Raw genomic sequence first — 18,246 nt, 5'->3', positions numbered from 1 at the left:
ATCGCCGACCACAGGTGAATGCACCTGAGCAGTCATTGAGTAAATACCTCGACCAAGCGAGGGGCAATGGCGGGCAGCGGACGTATCTCAACAGCAGCATCAATGGCTGCAGCCGCTTTGGGCATGCCATACACAGCAGAACTGGCCTGATCCTGGGCGATGGTCAGAAAACCTCGCTCCCGCATTGCCTTGAGTCCCTGCGCACCATCGCGCCCCATGCCGGTCAGTAGAACGCCGACTGCCTCACCACTCCAATAACGGGTTACGCTCTCGAAAAACACATCGATCGAGGGCCTGTAGACTTCATTCACTGGCTCTGCGGTATACGCCAGCGTACCGTCCTTGAGCAAACGAATATGATGATTGGTTCCGGCCAGCAGCACCACCCCTGGCTGCGGCGTTTCGCCTTCCTTTGCCAACCGCACGGGCAGGCCGGAAGCGGAACTCAACCACTCCGCCATACCGGCCGCGAATACCTGATCAACATGCTGCACAAGGACGATCGCTGCCGGAAAGCTCACCGGAAGCCCCTTCAGGAGGATCTCCAGCGCCGCGGGCCCGCCCGCCGAGGAGCCGATGGCAACGAGCCTGTCGCGCCTCGCCGGCTCCGATCTCGGCGCAGCCACCACATGCTCGCGGCCGACACGCTGACCGATCAGCCAGTCAATATTGAGTATCTTGCGCAGCAGGGGCGCCGCCGCCTCTTTGGGGTTAGGACCGCCGATGGCAGGCGTATCCACCACATCCAGCGCACCATGCCCCATCGCTTCGAATACGCGGCGCATGTTCTGCTCGCGGTCGACGGTTACGATGACAATAGCGCAGGGTGTTTCGGCCATGATCCGACGGGTGGCCTCTACGCCATCCATCACCGGCATGATCAGGTCCATCAGGATCAGGTCCGGGGTCTGCTCGACGCAGCGCTGCACGGCATCGGCACCATTGGACGCCACCCATATGATCTGGTGCGCGGGCTCGAAGGCCAGCGCGCGACGCAGGGCTTCGATGGCCATGGGCATGTCGTTGACGATGGCAATCTTCATCCTTGCGCGTCTCCTATCAATTCGACAACAGCGTCGAGCAAGGCATCATCGTGGAAACTGGCTTTGGCCAGGTAGTAATCCGCTCCGGCGTCCAGGCCGCGGCGTCGGTCTTCTTCACGATCCTTGTAGGAAACAACCATGACCGGCAATGACTGCAAACGGGTATCACGGCGCAGTAACGTCACCAGTTCTATACCGTCCATGCGCGGCATGTCGATGTCGGTGATGAGCAGGTCGAAGTCCCCGGCACGCAGGGCATTCCAGCCGTCCATCCCGTCCACGGCAACCGACACTTCGTAACCGCGACCGACCAGCAGCTTGCGTTCCAGCTCGCGAACAGTCAAAGAGTCATCGACCACGAGAACCCGTTTACGCGATACATGGTCGACCTGACGGTTGCGCCGGTCAATACGCTCCAGGCGTCCGGTATTCAGGAGTTTTTCCACCGAGCGCAGCATGTCTTCTACATCAACGATCAACACCACCGAACCGTCATCGAGCAAGGCCCCCGCCGAAACGTCCTGAACCTTGCCCAGCCGCGCATCGAGCGGCATCACCACCAGCGTACGCTCACCGATGAAGCGTTCGACGGCTACGCCATAAACTGCATCACGCTCGCGAATAACCACAACCTTGAGCGCTTCGCCGGCATTCTGGGCGGGCGGCCGATTCAATAACTGACTGGCCGAGACCAGACCGACATGGCGCTCTTCATCCCAGAAGTGCTGACGCCCTTCCAGTTGCAAAATATCATCCGGCTGCAAGTCGCGCATGCGCTCGATATGGGCCAGAGGGAAGGCATAGGCTTCTCCGCCCACTTCCACCACCAGGCTACGCACTACTGAAAGCGTCAGCGGCATTTCAATCCTGAAACGACTGCCCTCGCCCGTCCACTGCTGCAGCTCGACACTGCCGTGCATCTGGCGAACCATATGCTGCACAGCATCAAGCCCGACACCACGACCGGAAATTTGCGTGACCTTGTCGCGCATGCTGAAACCCGGCAGAAACAGAAAGCTCAGCAGTTCCTCCTCGCTCAACTGCGCGGCGGTTTCTGCTGGCGAAAGCTTGCGTTCAACAATGCTCTGGCGCAAACGCTCCAGGTCTACGCCGCCACCGTCGTCACTCAACTCAACGACCAGCAAACCAGCCTGATGCGATGCCTGCAGACGAATCAGACCTTCAGGGTCCTTGCCCGACGCCGCGCGTTTTTCGGGCGACTCGATGCCGTGGTCCACCGCGTTGCGCAACAGATGGGTCAGCGGCGCATCAAGCTTTTCCAGTACATCGCGGTCGACCTGGGTCTTCTCCCCTTCGATCTGCAGACGTACCTGTTTACCCAACTCACGCCCCAGATCGCGGACCATGCGCGCCTGACCGTTCAGCACATCGGCGAAGGGCCGCATGCGGCAGGCCAGTGCGGTGTCATACAGCAGCTGCGCGCGCTGCGCCGACTGCCAGCCAAACTCATCCAGCTCTGCGGTTTGCTGGACCAGCACCTGTTGCGCCTGGGACAGCAGGTTGCGTGCATCTTCCAGGGCTTTTTGCACATCAGCCGGGGGGCCTTCTTCGCCAAAGCTCGCACCCAATACTTCAAGCGCGCGGTCGCTGCTGCTTTGCAAGCGTTTTAGGCGCTGCATACCGGCCAGCAGCGGCTTGAGTCGCTGGGTCTCGACCAGCGATTTGCTGGACATGTCCAGCAGCCCGTTCAAACGCTCGGCAGTGACCCGCAATACACGCTCGCCGCCCTCGGCCACTCGACGTTCACGCAAGGGGGTAAAAGGTGCTTCCGGTTCCGGAGCCGGAGCCGGCTTGGCGGCGGACCTGGATGGCGGACGCGGCTCTGCTGTCAGTGGATCAGGGGCCGGGTTGATTACTGGCTCAGCCCCTTGGGCTGAAGACTCAAGCTGCTGCATCGCGCTGGCCAGCAAGGCGTCCGAGGCCGGGTCAGGCAACGGCGTATTGACCGTGCGCGCTGCGCCAGCACCGGAGGCCAGCAGCGCGTTGAGCCTTTCAACATAACTGTCGATATCGGGCTGACCGACGCTGTTACCGCCTGGCGTAGCGATACGCATCAACAGGTCAGTGCCGGACAGCAGCGCATCAATGTGCTCGGCCTGCAGCAATAGACGGCCTTCTTGCGCGCTGACCAGACAGTCTTCCATCACATGCGCAACGCTCACACCGAAATCGACGCCGACAATGCGCGCCGCGCCCTTGAGCGAATGTGCCGCCCGCATGCAGGCTTCCAGCTGATCCGCCTGGGTCGGGTTACGCTCAAGCGCCAGCAGGCCTGCACTCAATACCTGGGTCTGCGCATCGGCTTCCAGCGTGAACAGTTCAAACAGTGAGGCGTCACGCATTTGATCTGGCGTCATGTAAGGCTCCGGTGCACCGCCGACAACAACTCTTCTTCGTCCAGCCAACGCAGGCTTCGGCCTTTCCATTGCAGAACGCCGCGAGTAAAACGGGCGTTGGCATGAGTACCGGACGCAGAAGCAGCTTCCAGCTCACGCTCGTCAATGGCGTGAATGCCGTCTACCTCGTCCACCGGTACCACGACCGGGCCGCCTTCAGCGGCAACGATCAACATGCGTGGAACCACCCGCGCCGACTGGTCACTCGCTGCATTGCTGTCCAGCCCTAGCAGCTCGACCAGCGATATGCACGCTACCAGAGCACCCCGTACGTTGGCGACACCCAGCATCGCACGCGAGCGCTGGTGCGGCAGCGAATGGATGGTCTGGCTGGGGGCGACCTCCGAGAGGCAGCGGGAAGCCAGCCCCAGCCACTCTTCGCCAAGACGAAATACCAGGATGGAGCGGGTCTGTATGTCCCGCAGCAATACAGAGCCCTGAAACTGCTCATGCGATTCCTGGGCCAGTGCGTAGCGGTCCAGCAGACGAGTGGCCGCCGCAGAATAAACCGCGCAGTTGCGACAGTGGATGTGCTCTCCAAGCAACGGGCAGGAACGATCACCGTGAATACCGATACGGTTCCAGCAGTCATCGATATCCAGGGCTTGGTCATGGGTAAGACTGGAAAAACCGGACACACCCGTCATCAATGGTTTCCTTGTTTATTCGCGCCACGTGCAGCGCGGTCCTGCAAGCGCCGGGCCCCGGCACTGTCGCCCTGGGCGGCCAGCAACGCAGCCAGTTGGGCCAGCGATTCGGAGTGCTGCGGTTGCAGGTACAACGCCTTGCGATAGAAACCCTGAGCCTGCGCCACGCTGCCTTCTACTTCGCTGAGCAGGCCCAGCCAGTAAAACACCTGTGCAACCGGCTCATGCTGTTGCAGATAGCGCTCGCAGGCAGCCCGCGCCTCGGCACTTTTGCCTTCGTTGGCCAGGCCGGCAATCCTGTCGAGCAGCGCCGAAACCTCGCTATTGCCAGTGACAGCAACCGGCTTGACGATGGGCGCAAACGCTGCGGACGTTCGTGCGACAGGTCGCGGCGCAGGCGCTCTGGCAGGTGCATCGGGGGCCGGGCGCGGTGCAACCGGGGCGGCTACCGGAGCCGGGGTCCAAGCCGGAGCCGGAGCTGTCGGTTCGATTGGCGCATGCCGGAAGGCAAATGATTGCGCAATACCGATCGAGCGCATGCCAATACCTGCCAGCAGGTTGCCCTCCGCCGGCCCGATGAACAGCAGGCCGTCTTCCCGGGTCAGTTGCTTGAGGACCTTGAACACATGTTGCTGGGTCTGCCGATCAAAATAGATCACCAGATTGCGGCAGAAAACGATGTCATAGGCGACCTGCGAAGCCAGTTTCGGATCGAGCAGGTTGCCAGCCTGAAAACTCACACAGGCGCGCACACTGTCGGCGATTTCAAACCCGTCAGCGACCGGGTTGAAATACCGCTCGCGAAAACCGGTGTCGCTGCCCCGGAACGAGTTCTTGCCATAGATGCCGTGCTCGGCCTTGGCAATCGAAACAGGGCTGATATCAATGGCATCAACCTTGAACTGCCTGGCATCGACTCCCGCATCGAATAACGCCATGGCAATCGAATAGGGTTCCTCGCCGGTCGAGCACGGCAGGCTGAGAATACGCAACGGGCGCACACCGGCAAGGCTGGCTATACGTTCACGGGCCAGCATGCCCAGTGTGACGAACGATTCCGGGTAGCGAAAAAACCAGGTTTCGGGAACGATCACCGCCTCGATCAGCGCCTGCTGTTCTTGAGGCGATGACACCAGAAGATGCCAGTACGCATCACTGTCGGGGCAATGGGCGGCCGTCGCACGCTGACGCAAGGCACGCTCGATGATCGCCTCGCCGACCGAGGTCACATCCAGCCCGATACGCTCCTTGAGAAAGCTGAAGAAGCGTGAATCGTCGACCTTCATGGCGCGTCCTCAAGCAGTTCAAGGTCGATTGGCGGCACCGGGTACAACAACTCGCGAACCGGCTCGCTCAACAGTTCCTGAACGTGAATCCATTGCAGCAGCCCCTGCTCATCCTCCCGAACCGGCCCCAGGTAAGGTGACAGGCGATTGTCCAGCCCGTACGCCTTGAACTGTGACACCGGGCAACGCAGCGTTTCGGTGGCCTGCTCCAGAATCAGCCCGAGTAATTGCGCCGGATGCGCGTCGTCGTGCCGATAATGCACCAGAACCATGCGGGTGCTGGTGCGCGAGCGCGCTGGCTGACCGGAGTTCAGCGCACTGATGTCAATCACCGGCACGATCTCGCCGCGATGGGCAAAGATCCCCGACACCCAGTGCGGAGCCTGGGCAATTGCCTTGAGTTTCACGCGAGGCAGGATCTCGGCAATCTCTGTCGCGTCCAGTGCATAGCGGTCTTCGCCGATGCAAAACAGCAGAAAGAGTTTGCTGGTGGTCAGTGGCGTGCCGTTGCGCCTCGGCGATTGATCCGTCATTGGAGTGTTCAGACCTTGAATCGCGAAACGCCACCGCGCAGCCCGACCGCGACCTGACTCAACTCGTCGATGGCGAAACTGGCTTGACGCAGAGACTCGACGGTCTGGCTGCTGGCATCCGCCAGTTGCACCAGCGCCTGATTGATCTGTTCGGCACCGGTAGCCTGAGCCTGCATACCTTCATTGACCATCAGCACACGTGGCGCCAACGCCTGTACCTGCTGAATGATCTGCGACAACTGCTCGCCGACCTGAGTGACCTCGAACATGCCACGGCGCACTTCTTCGGAAAACTTGTCCATGCCCATAACGCCTGCGGAAACCGCCGACTGGATTTCCCGCACCATTTGTTCAATGTCATAGGTGGCGACAGCGGTCTGGTCGGCGAGGCGCCGCACTTCGGTGGCGACCACCGCGAAACCACGGCCGTACTCACCCGCCTTCTCGGCCTCGATGGCTGCGTTAAGCGACAGCAGGTTGGTCTGGTCGGCCACCTTGACGATAGTAACGACGACCTGATTGATGTTGCCGGCCTTCTCGTTGAGGATCGCCAGCTTGGCGTTGACCAGGTTGGCAGCGCCCATTACCTGATGCATGGTGTCTTCCATGCGTGCCAGCCCCTGCTGGCCGGAACCGGCGAGAATCGACGCCTGATCTGCTGCCGAGGTGACTTCGGTCATGGTTCGCACCAGGTCGCGCGAGGTGGCAGCAATTTCCCGCGAGGTTGCGCCGATCTCGGTGGTGGTTGCCGCGGTCTCGGTAGCGGTGGCCTGCTGCTGACGGGAAGTCGCAGCGATTTCAGTGACAGAAGTCGTTACCTGCACCGAAGAACGCTGGGCCTGCGCAACCAGCGCAGTCAGCTCGGTCATCATGTCGTTGAAGCCGGTTTCGACCGCATTGAACTCGTCCTTGCGGGACAGGTTCAGGCGGGTGCTTAGATCTCCGGTACGCATGATGTCCAGAATCCGCACGATCAGTTGCATCGGAGCCATGATCGAACGCATCAGCAGCAGCCCGCAGGCCGCAGCCGCCAGCACTGCCACCAGCAGCGACAGGATCATGCTGATCTTGGCAGCCAGCACGGCATTGACGATATTGGCGGTAGCCTGATCAGCCAACTGCTTGTTGGCGACAATCAGGTCGTTGAGCTGCTTGCGGCCCGTGAGCCAGACCGGGTTCACCTCGCCATAGAACTCGGCGCGCGCACCGGCATAATCGCCGCGATCATACTTGGCGTGGACCTCGGCAAGCATGCGCGAGTAGGCCTCGCGGCGTTTTTCAAAAAGCGCAAAACTGTCGCGGTCTGCGTTATCGAAAATGGACTTTTTGTAGCCGTCCATCTGCGCCTGCAGGTTCTCGTCAAAAGCCTGAAACTGGTCTTTTTCCTGCTTGGTCATCGCACGCGCTTCGCCTTCGGCAATCAGCTCCAGCGTACGGATATAACTTTCCCCCCACGCGCTACGCACCAGAGTGCTGTAGTAGACGCCAGGCAGCGCATCGAGACGGACCTCTTCCTCACTGGACTCGATGGACAACAGCCGTGAATAAGATACAACGACCATCAGCAGCATGATTGCGATGATGACGGCGAAACTCGCCAGAATCCGTTGGCGCAAAGTCCAGTTCTTCACAGTCAGCCCTCAAGAGTTCAACGACGGCATCGGGCCGTGTTCAAGAAGCGGACCGACGAGCGGTCCAAGCGGCGTGAGTATAGCCCAGCCGTCAACGGGTACACGGGGAATGAAAAACCAAATCATCGCACCTGCTCATTAACCCGCTTTCCTGCCTTCTTGTCGGCACTTGTCACCACTACTTGAACACAACACGTCAGGAACCTGTGCAGCCGATAAATAGTTAGCACTTGCCGGCCTGACCTCAAACGTAAGCTTTGTCGCCTGCTCACTCACGACAAGGCACTTCAATGCTGGACCAAACTTCGCCGGGCAAGGCACCTGCCGCCCCGCATGTGCAACTTATAAAAGATAAATCACCCCGATGGCTGCTTGACGCAGAACCGTCAACCCATGCGACTCTGCGCAAAACCTCCGGACGCCCCTTGCAATGGCTGACGAGCGCGCGCACGTCCAGCCTGGAGCAAGTCGATAAACTTCAGCAGCTCTATGCCGAGCATCGCCAGAATGAACAAAAGGTTCGTCCGACGCTTGATCGCCTCTCGACACTGGAAGACTTCGCGACCCCTCTTCTGACGGCGGCGATCAAGGACCGCTTCGGTCTGGACGTGGACGTCGCCCGGACCTGGCTGTTTCACGCCAGCCGGGCCAAGGTCGACCAGTCGTTCCTGGCGGCATCCCGAGACCCCATAACTCAAGCCAACATTGCCTTGAGGGCCGCCTGTCAGAGCCTGCTCAAGGCTGCGCTGCAGAATTTCGAAAAGTGGGAAACCGCGCCTGGCGCGATGGATTCGGACTCGGGCATAGAGGCTCAGGTGTTTTCCGCCTTTGAAATCATCGGTCAACAGATCGCCGGCCAGTCCTTGCCGATATCTGCGACCGGGTTCGCAGCGATGTGCCGCGAGCTGGACCTGGGCGGTAAATACCAGACCCACCTGGAGTCCGTCTTCAATGCACCTTCGACACCGGAAGAAACGGCGGACGCTGCGGCATCCAGGCTGCGCAAGGACTTCCTGAAACTTCAGTCATCGTCCATCCGGCTTCAACTGCAGATTGCCTCCCTGCAGGAACTTGTCAGCCCGCCATTGCAGGGCGCGTTACTGGATATTCTCGACAGCAAGCAAAACGTCCGACTTGATAACAGGCCGGTCAACTGCAGCGTGCTGTGCCTGGGGGATGTCGAACTTGACGGCCCGTTCGTTATTGGCAAAGACCGCGACATGGCAACTCAGGCAGAAAAAATTGTCATCTACATTCCAGACGATCCGGTTGCGCCATTGAAGGAATACGACTCGGTCGAGGCGTTTATAGACTCGTTGCGCGACCGGATGTTCATCGATGGATATCTGAATTTTTTCATGCGTTTCATACCGGCGCGCCATCGAAGTGCCTTGTTTGAAAAGCTGTCCGAGCGTCTGCACCCCAAAGTCAAGAAAGGGGGGTTCTTCGAGCGCCAGTGGCTGGAGCGTGAAGCGGACCGAAACGCCCGGCTGGACCTGAGAGAGACTCCTCTGCAAGGCCCCTTGCCGGAGGCCCTGTACGATCGCAAACGTGCAGCGTTGAAGGACAATGCGCTGTTTCATGGCGTGCCAACGGCGGCGCAGGACCAGAAAACTGTCGACGAGCGTGTGCAGTACTTTAAGGACAAAGCCTTCGACGTCTTGAACATCGCCGCTTTTGTCGTTCCGGTATTGGGCGAAGTGATGATGGCCGTCACAGCCATTCAGTTGGCCCATGAAGTCTATGAGGGCATAGAAAGCTGGGCCAAGGACGAAAAACAGCAGGCGCTCGCCTACCTGTTCGACGTGGTGGAGAATATTGCCCTGATGTCGGCCCTTGGCGCTGCGGCGACGGGCTCAGCAGGCATACCTGCGATACAGGTGCCCGAGTTCGTAAACGGCCTCAAACCCGTGGAATTACCGGGTGGAATGACTCGTCTCTGGAAACCGGACCTGACACCCTTTAGCCATGACATCGTGCTGCCAAAGGGTCTGCTGCCCAACGCCACAGGCCTGTATACATGGCAAGGCAAGCAGTGGCTGCCACTTGAAGGACGCACCTATTCGGTGAGCCCTGCCCCGACCGGCGATGGTTATTTGATGGAGCACCCGAGCCGTCCGGACAGCTACCAGCCCGCCTTGCGCCACAACGGTGCTGGGGCCTGGTTGCATGAGCTTGATCGCCCGCTGGAGATGGAAGGCCTGACGCTGTTCCGACGGCTGGGATATTCCAGCGAAGCGTTCCCCGACAGCGCAGCCAGACGCATCATAAAAGTCAGCAACACACCTGAATCCGTGATGCGCCAGGCACTGGCCGAGCAGCGCCGCCCACCCGCATTGCTCGAAGACACAGCGCGTCGCTTCAGGCTGGACCAGGAAATTGATCGTTTCATAGAGCAGATGGAAGCCAACGATGCAGACGCAGCAGCGCCTCTTCAACTTGAACTGCTGAGCCAAGACTCTGGCTGGCCGAACAATCGCGCGCTGGTGCTGGTGGATGCCCAAGGCAATACGCTCCAGAAATTCGTCGCGGCGCAGCAGTCTGGCGCTGCCGCCCCCCTCGACATCCATATTCGTGCCGATCAGCCAGATGCCCTGCGCCAGGTCCTGGAAAAACTGAACAACATCGAAATCCGGACTCTGCTCAACGAAGAGTTCGGTGCGGGTCAGCCGGGCACCGCACCGCGGCTGATCGCTTTACGCGCGCAATTGGTGGCGCGTGCCCGGACAACCAGAGCCTGGTTGTTCGAATCACGTTACCGCGCCCTGAAAGTCGCTGATACGGACGGCGCGCAAACCCTCCAGCAGGCGTTTTCCGGCCTGCCGCCGCTGGTTGTCGAGGAATTGGCCAGCCACGCCTCGCCAGCCGAGCGGATACAACTCACTACAGAGCGCCGCGTCCCCTTACGCATGGCCGAAGAAGCCAGTGCCTATTTGCAGCAAGTACGGCTGGCACGAGCCTATGAGGGCCTTTACCTGACCTCGGTATCCAGCGCAGATACCGATTGCCTTGCCCTGCACAGCCTTGAAGCCCTTGCGCAATGGCCTTCTCAGGTCAGGCTGGAGGTGCACAATCGCTTCTTTGGCGGCCAACTGCTCGACAGTATCGGGGCTCAGGAGGCTCCCGTTCGCAAGGTGCTGATCAAAGATGGCAATCGTTATGAGACACGTGACGCTGAGGATCAGCACCTGCACGGGCTGGACGATCTGTATTCATCCGTACTTCACGCCCTGCCCGATGCCGAGCGCAGCCAATTGGGTTTTGCCCATACCGGCCAGGGGCAGGCGCTGGAGGCTCTGATTCAGGAAACCCCTCTGCCTCGCCAGACTCTCGCGCCACTGCTGAAAATGCAGGCGCTCAAACCCGGCTCCAAGTCCCCCATGCGTCTGGCCGATGGCCGCCTTGGTTATCCCTTGAGCGGTAACGGCAGAACCGACTGGCATATGACCGATGAAAGTCTGCTGGACAAGATCCGTTTGCTGGAACTGGAAGACGCGTTCCCCGAAGACATTCTCAGCCGCCTGCGCCACACAGGCAGGGATAATCGGGCTATCGATGAACGACTCAACAGCCTGCTGGGCGAGCAAATGATGCTGCGGGAAAGTCTTGACGCCTGGACCTTTGAAGTCGTGGCAATGCCCCCCATGAGTCAGACGCATATCGATAGCCGGGCGCGTATTAGCGAGGCGATCTGGAACCACTGGCGCATCAATAACCTGCCTGAAATCGGGCGAACGCTTGAGCCACTGTATCTGCAGCAGGTATCCCTGACTGACTTCCCACGGCATCTGCCAGATTTTGTATACGCGCGGGTGAGCGGACTCTATCTGGAGAATATCTCGATCGAACCTCGAGTTCGCCCGGGCGCAGAGCTTTCAACACCGGTAGCCACGGATCTGCCCAGACAGTTGACCAACAGCTTCGAACTTGGACACTTTCTGCAACGCTTCCCCCACACGCGCTCACTCATTCTGGTCGGCGAACCCGGCACCGGTGCGGATCCGCAGATATCGGCCTTCCTCAACCTGCCCCAGCAAGTGTCCAGTGTGCTGCCGCAACTTACTGAACTGGGACTGATAAACCAGAGCATTTTTCTGGATCAGGCGCAGATGGACAACTTGCGCGATATGCCTGATCTCAGGTCGCTGAACCTCAGCGGCAACCGGCTGGTCAGCTTGCTGCCTATGGACCTTGGCTGGCTGCATCTTGACCGGTTGATACTGGAACGAGTCGGCATGCACCGCTGGCCTTCCTGGCTGACGGACATAATCCCGAACAATATTCGTGAGCTGTCGGTGGCTCATAACAACCTGACCGAACTGCCGGACTGGATCCTCGACAATCCCCTCAACCCCGAGCATCAGACCCTGATCGATTTGCGCGGCAACAGCCTGTCCAGGCATACGGTGATGCACGCACGCATCAACGAGGCTGTACCCGACTGTTCGTTTCGCTTCCTGATGGACACGCCGCTCGCTGTGCAAGCCGCTATAAACATGCAATTGCGCGAAGGTGCCGAATTATCTGCCGCGCTTGATCAGTGGACACATGCCTCAAATTCGCTGGCCATTACGAGTGAACGGACCATCGAAGCCCGCCGCGAGATCGGCAGGATACTGACCGATCACTGGCGAGCGTTCAGCCTGGGGCAAATCCACCGTCCACTGCGCCTGGAAAACCTTTCGCTGGCCGACTTTCCCCGCCAGCTGCCGGAGTTTTTCTATCGTCAGATACGCTATCTGCACCTGAGCAGAGTCACGGCCACGGGATCTGATCTGGACCAGCTGCTGCGCCGTATGACTGATCTGAGCTCACTGGTAATGAACGGGCATGTCGCACCGCTGCTGCAACTGCCTCCGGCGCTGCTTGAGCTTCCATCACTTCGTTCGCTATTGCTGATTGACCAGGGAATGGTGATCGAGCAAAAGCACATCGATTTCTTCAGCCGTATTCCGACGCTTGCAAGGCTGGAACTGGATGGCAACCGGATAGGTGTGATCAGCGATCTGTCTGCCCTTAACAATACCGCGCTCAACTGGCTATCACTCAATAACGTCGGATTAACCGAATGGCCGACCTGGGTGGATGACATGATTCCAGCACATCTGGGGACGCTCCTGCTGGAGAGCAATCTGATTACTGACTTGCCGGAGCATATTCTGGCCAATCCCGGCAGCGAATCTGCGCACACGGAAATAAGCTTGCTGAACAACCCGCTTTCCGAAGACAGCATGCGTCGAGCACATTTTTCAGAACGTTATGGACGCTCTTTCACCTTTGACATGGACCTGCCACCCGAACTCGCAGCGATGGACTGGACGGAGCAGCATGATTCGGACTCATCGATATCAGACTACGAGTCAGAAGACAGTCGGGCATCGACTCCAGAGCCAGTGACTGCCGAACCCTGGCTGGATGACAGCAGCCCGCTCAGCGCCACGCGGCGTGCGCTCTGGGAGCAACTGGAGATCAGCGACCACAACCGAAGGCTATTGAACCTGATCGGTTCGCTGCGCCACAGTGCCGACTATCGCAATACCGCCAGCCGGGCAGCACTGCAGGAACGCGTCTGGCGAGTACTCGGCGCGGTGAGTCAGGACCCTCAACTGGGAATGACCCTGAGTGCTATCGCCGAAGAACCACTCAGGCTGTTCCGTGACAACAACACTTGCCCGGACGGCATCCTGCTGGAGTTCAACCAGATGGAGGTGATGGTGTTCATTCGTCAGTCACTGCACGATGTTGTGCCGGAGCAGCGAGGTGCACTGCTGTACAGGCTGACAACCCGGCTTTATCGCCTGTCCGAACTGGATGCTGCTGCCCGAGAGCAGACCGGGGGCCGCGATGAAGCTGAAGTCCGTCTGGCGTATCGCATACACTGGGCAAGCGCGCTGGACCTGCCCGTACCACCGGAAGGCATGTTGTATCAGGCCCACGCCGCCATCAGGCCGGGTGAGTTCGAGACAGCCCTGCTTCGCGTGCAGTCCGGAGAACAAGGCGAACCATTCCTGCGCTTCGCCGAGCAGCAGGATTACTGGATCAACTATCTGCGCGAAACCCACGCTGGACGGTTCGATGCACTCGAACGTATTTACAGGACTGACCTGACCCGACTCACCGACGAATTCGAACAGCGCAACATCAGCCTGGACAATCCAGAATACGAAAGACGCATTCGGGAATTCGAAGCCAGCTTCAAGGCACAGCAAACAGTGCTGATAAGGGAGCTGACCAACGCCGAGGGGCTGGAGCATCATTGATGGCATGGGCCGCCTGACGCACAGTGCGCCAGGCGGCCCGGCAGCGGACGTGGCAGCTTACTCGGCGCCCCGCACCTGTGCTTCCAGTTCGGCCTTGAGACCAGGCTCCAGTTTCAACTGGCGCGCCAGCTCATCGAGATAGGCGCGCTCCATGAAATGCTCTTCATCCACCAGCATGACACTGGCGATATACATTTCTGCTGCCATTTCAGGCGTGGTCGCAGCGCGAGCCACTTCTACCGGGTCCAGCGGTTTGTTCAGCTCGGCCTGAAGCCATTGCTGAAGCGCCTGATCGCTGTTCAATTTGCTGAACTCGCCCTCGATCAGTTCTCGCTCACGCTCATCTACATGACCATCGGCTTTTGCAGCGGCGACCAATGCACGCAGGATAGCCTGGCTGTGCTGCTCGGCTTCAGCCTCGGGCAAGCGATCAATGGTTTGCGGCTCACGCTGACCGACGAGGCCCTGACTGGACTGCCAGTTGTTGTAGGCCTTATAGGCCAGTACGCCCAATGCCGCCAAGCCTCCGTAAGTCAGCACCTTACCGCCCATACCGCGCGAGCGTTTGCCGCGCAGAAGGCTCATGGCACCTGCAGCCAGCGCACCGCCACCGGCGCCGGACAGCAGGCCGCCAAGACCGCTCTGGGAGGTCCCTTGGCCTTTACCGCCGCCGAGCAAACTGCCCAGACCATTGATCAATGAGTCGCTGCCCGAAGACTGCTTGGCGGATTTGCCGTTAGCCTTGTCCTGCAACATGCTTTGTCCGGATTTGAGCAACTGATCAAGTAAGCCACGCGTATTCACAGAAAGCCTCCTACAAGGTTTGTCAGATGAGTGATTGACCAACAAGTTGACAGGAAGTCACTGACTCAAGATTACCGGTGTGCTTCCGAATGTTACGATTCCCGGCCAGCCCCATTCATCCAACCATTCCCGATATCAGCGAAACACGTGCAACGCGCGGCTCTGATAAAGGGTCAATATCAGGGCAGCCGGTACGAAAAGCAGTTAAAAAGACTGCTCGTCCAGATCGATCAACCTTAAGTACACCCCTATGAACGCAAGACGCATACCGTCAGGAGCTTGCCTGAAGTGATATCGCCCACTGGTTTCCCGACAGCTAACGGCACGGCTGCCGGGATTATCCGATCAAAGGACTGGAGCCAGACACCACTCGGTCCCATCGAGCATTGGCCGGTATCGCTGAAAAACACCCTGAATCTGATTCTGAATTCGCCGGAATCGATGTATCTGCTCTGGGGACCGGAGCTGGTGTTTTTCCATAATGATGCTTATACCCCCATCCTCGGCCCGCGTAAGGATAACGCCATCGGCGCACTTATTCCGGACCTCTGGGCTGACGTGTGGGATCAGGTCGCGCCATTGGTCATTGATGCATACGCTGGCAAGCCCTGCCATTACAAGGACATGCCACTGAGCATGGCGCGCTATGGTGAGGTCGAGCAGACATGGTGGTCATTCTCCTTCTCGCCGGTGATCGACGAGCAAGGGATGATCGTGGGTGTGTTTTGCATCACCAACGAAACCACCGAGCATGTCCTCAGTCAGCAAGCGTTGCAGGACAGTGAGCGCAAACGCCTGAAACTGATCGAGGATCTTGTAAATCTGGAGCGACGACAGACCGCAAGGCTGGCACAGCGGACCCTGGAGCTGGATACATTCTGGGAGATTTCCCCGGATCCGCTGGCGATACTCGATTTCAACGGCATTTTCCTGCGGGTGAACCCGGCCTGGACAGTGCTGCTGGGCCACACTGAACAAGAGCTGCTGGGCAGTTCGATCATGAGCCTGCTGCATCCCGATGATGTGCGTAATACCGAGGATGCCCTGAAACACACCATCAATCATGTTTTGCCGCTGTTCGAGAATCGCTACCGGCATGTGGACGGGACCTATCAATGGTTCGGCTGGACCGCTGCGCCAGGCAATGGAATCATTTTTGCGCTGGGCAAGCACCTGACCCACGAGAAAGATCGCATCGAAGCATTGCGTATTGCCGAAGAAGCACTGATTCAAGCGCAGAAAATGGAAGCGGTCGGGCAGTTGACCGGCGGTTTGGCACATGACTTCAACAACCTGCTGATGGGCGTGACCGGCAACATGGAGTTGCTCCTGTCGAGGATCAGACAGGAGCGCTTCACGGAGCTGGATCGCTATATCAATGCAGCACTGGAGGGCTCGAGACGCGCAGCATCCCTGACGCACCGCCTGCTGGCATTCTCGCGCCGTCAGACACTGGCCCCCAAGGCGACGGATATCGACCTTCTGGTGGCGGGCATGGATGAACTGATCCGGCGTACCGTGGGCCCTGCCATCGATATGCAGGTCATTGCTTCACGAGGGCTGTGGTCGACCCTGGTGGACCCGCATCAGTTGGAAAACTCGCTGCTCAATTTATGTATCAACGCCAAGGACGCCATGCCCGACGGCGGGCAGCTGCTGATTCAGACCGGCAACCGTCATCTGAATGCAGCCGCAGCGGCGAGGTATCAGTTGCCCGCAGGTCGTTACGTGGAGTTATGCGTCAGCGATACAGGCACGGGCATGGACAAAGATGTCATGGCACGGGCCTTCGATCCGTTCTTCACCACCAAACCGTTAGGCATGGGGACGGGCTTGGGGCTGTCGATGATTTACGGCTTCGCACGGCAGTCCGGAGGCGGCGTCAACATCACCTCAAACGTTGGAGAGGGCTCGAAAGTCTGCATCCTGCTGCCGATGCATGAAGGTGAGCCTGAAGCGCTGGCACTTGAGGACAGCCCTCTACAAGTACCCGCACCTGGCATCAGCGATGAAACCATTCTGGTCGTTGATGACGAGCCCGCTGTGCGCCAGCTGATTGCCGAGTTGCTTGAAGACCTTGGCTATACCATTTTGCAGGCCGAGCGAGGTGCCGATGCTCTGACCATTCTGCAGTCCAAAGCGGCTATCGACCTGTTGATTACCGACGTCGGTCTGCCCGGCGGCATGAACGGTCGTCAGGTCGCAGACGCCGCCCGGGATGTTCGGCCCGACCTGAAAATACTGTTTGTGACCGGCTATGCTGAAAACGCGGCGCTGGCCCACGATACGCTTGAACCTGGCATGCATGTACTGCCCAAGCCTTTTGCCATTGCCGAACTGATCGGACGCGTCACCGAACTGCTTGAAGGCGAATAAAAATGAGCGCCCTGCGGCGCTCACTTATTGGCTGCTTCCTTTCGTAAACCGAACGGGCATCAATCCCGCAGATCAGACTCATGAATCGGCTGATCCCGGTGTGTGGCGCGTTGGTACTGTGCAGGCCAGGTCGCCAGACGCCCGCCCAGGTCTTCATCGGCACGCAGCGGCCAGTACGGATCACGCAGCAGCTCACGCGCAAGCAGGATGATATCGGCCTGCCCGGTACGCAGAATATGCTCTGCCTGGGCCGGATCAGTAATCATGCCTACCGTCCCTGTAGCGATTTCGGACTCTTTGCGAACCCGTTCGGCAAAACGCGTCTGGTAGCCGGGGCCAACCGGAATTTCTGCGTTGGCTGACGTGCCGCCCGACGACACATCGATCAGGTCGGTACCCAGCGCCTTCAGACGGCGCGCCAACTCTACCGTTTCATCGGCGTTCCAGCCGTCTTCCACCCAGTCGGTGGCGGACACGCGAACGAACAACGGCAGCTCTTCAGGCCACACTGCGCGCACCGCTTCGGTGACTTGCAGCGTCAGGCGAATGCGGTTCTCGAATGAACCACCGTATTGGTCAGTACGCTGGTTGCTCAATGGCGACAGGAACTGATGCAGCAGATAACCGTGGGCCGCGTGAATTTCTACCACCTTGAAGCCTGCGGTCAGGGCGCGCCGTGCGGAATCGACAAACGCCTTGATCAGTTCCTGAATCTGCGTTTCGCTCAGTTGCACAGGCGCCGTGTGCTGCGGATCAAAAGCAATTGCCGAAGGCCCGACCGGAGTCCAGCCGCCTTCATTGAGGGAAATGCTGCCGTGCTTGCCAAGCCACGGGCGCCAGGTGCTGGCCTTGCGACCGGCGTGCGCCAGCTGGATGCCAGCCACCGCACCCTGAGCATTGATAAAGCGGGTAATGCGTTGCAGCGGCTCGATCTGTTCATCATTCCACAGCCCCAGGTCTTCGGGGGTTATGCGGCCGTCCGGCGTCACAGCCATCGCTTCAGTGATGACCAGGCCGGCGCCGCCAACTGCTCGGCTTCCCAGATGAACCAGATGCCAGTCGTTGGCCAGGCCGTCGACACTGGAATACTGGCACATCGGCGAGACTGCGATACGGTTGCGAAGGGTCAATTGGCGCAGGGTGTAGGGTTCAAGCAGCAGGCTCATGGCAACCTCTCGTAATGAAAATTCAGGTGTCCAAGCTCCGTTCATTCAATGAACAGGTTTTGCAGACAGTCTGTTGTCGACAA

General features: G+C 59.3%; 10 protein-coding genes. 2 read left to right on the top strand and 8 right to left on the bottom strand.

The genetic code is table 11. The features are described 5' to 3' along the window. Positions 1 to 32 precede the first annotated feature (32 nt). The 6 genes from RYC18_RS16450 to RYC18_RS16425 are packed head-to-tail and all read right to left on the bottom strand — an operon-like array spanning position 33 to position 7,557. Positions 33 to 1,043, bottom strand: a complete 1,011-nt coding sequence (locus RYC18_RS16450) for a chemotaxis response regulator protein-glutamate methylesterase (protein WP_004666042.1) — start codon at positions 1,041 to 1,043, stop codon at positions 33 to 35. After that, a complete protein-coding gene (locus RYC18_RS16445; RefSeq protein WP_316886500.1) occupies positions 1,040 to 3,421 on the bottom strand; it encodes a hybrid sensor histidine kinase/response regulator in 2,382 nt (793 codons plus the stop codon). Before RYC18_RS16445 ends, RYC18_RS16450 begins: the two co-directional genes overlap by 4 nt. Continuing rightward, positions 3,418 to 4,107, bottom strand: a complete 690-nt coding sequence (locus tag RYC18_RS16440; RefSeq protein WP_005743400.1) for a chemotaxis protein CheW — start codon at positions 4,105 to 4,107, stop codon at positions 3,418 to 3,420. The genes RYC18_RS16445 and RYC18_RS16440 overlap by 4 nt, the downstream gene beginning before the upstream one ends. Then, positions 4,107 to 5,393 carry a CheR family methyltransferase gene (locus RYC18_RS16435; protein ID WP_004666044.1) on the bottom strand — a complete coding sequence of 429 codons (1,287 nt, stop codon included), beginning with the start codon at positions 5,391 to 5,393 and terminating at the stop codon, positions 4,107 to 4,109. Before RYC18_RS16435 ends, RYC18_RS16440 begins: the two co-directional genes overlap by 1 nt. Beyond that, complete coding sequence (locus tag RYC18_RS16430; RefSeq protein ID WP_005743398.1) at positions 5,390 to 5,926, bottom strand: chemotaxis protein CheW; 537 nt, start codon at positions 5,924 to 5,926, stop codon at positions 5,390 to 5,392. Before RYC18_RS16430 ends, RYC18_RS16435 begins: the two co-directional genes overlap by 4 nt. A gap of 8 nt (positions 5,927 to 5,934) precedes the next feature. Further along, positions 5,935 to 7,557 carry a methyl-accepting chemotaxis protein gene (locus RYC18_RS16425; protein WP_004657990.1) on the bottom strand — a complete coding sequence of 541 codons (1,623 nt, stop codon included), beginning with the start codon at positions 7,555 to 7,557 and terminating at the stop codon, positions 5,935 to 5,937. A 290-nt stretch (positions 7,558 to 7,847) separates the two neighbouring features. On the opposite strand from RYC18_RS16425, the gene RYC18_RS16420 reads away from it, so the two are divergent. After that, complete coding sequence (locus RYC18_RS16420) at positions 7,848 to 13,817, top strand: NEL-type E3 ubiquitin ligase domain-containing protein (RefSeq protein WP_316886499.1); 5,970 nt, start codon at positions 7,848 to 7,850, stop codon at positions 13,815 to 13,817. Between the two features lie 57 nt (positions 13,818 to 13,874). Here the strand turns inward: RYC18_RS16420 and RYC18_RS16415 are convergent, their stop codons facing one another. Beyond that, positions 13,875 to 14,621 (bottom strand): tellurite resistance TerB family protein, encoded by a 747-nt coding sequence (locus RYC18_RS16415; RefSeq protein WP_005743394.1) that lies wholly within the window; start codon positions 14,619 to 14,621, stop codon positions 13,875 to 13,877. A 288-nt stretch (positions 14,622 to 14,909) separates the two neighbouring features. Between RYC18_RS16415 and RYC18_RS16410 the strand changes: the two genes are divergently transcribed. After that, positions 14,910 to 16,997, top strand: coding sequence for a PAS domain-containing sensor histidine kinase (locus RYC18_RS16410; RefSeq protein WP_316886498.1), 2,088 nt, complete (start codon positions 14,910 to 14,912; stop codon positions 16,995 to 16,997). A 59-nt stretch (positions 16,998 to 17,056) separates the two neighbouring features. Here RYC18_RS16410 and RYC18_RS16405 read toward each other — a convergent pair whose 3' ends face one another. Continuing rightward, positions 17,057 to 18,163, bottom strand: coding sequence for an NADH:flavin oxidoreductase/NADH oxidase (locus RYC18_RS16405; protein WP_004656368.1), 1,107 nt, complete (start codon positions 18,161 to 18,163; stop codon positions 17,057 to 17,059). Positions 18,164 to 18,246: the final 83 nt, after the last annotated feature.

The organism is Pseudomonas syringae group sp. 247E2, from assembly GCF_032587795.1.
In the GTDB taxonomy this organism is placed as follows: domain Bacteria; phylum Pseudomonadota; class Gammaproteobacteria; order Pseudomonadales; family Pseudomonadaceae; genus Aquipseudomonas; species Aquipseudomonas amygdali.
This window is presented reverse-complemented; position numbering and strand designations above follow the sequence as displayed.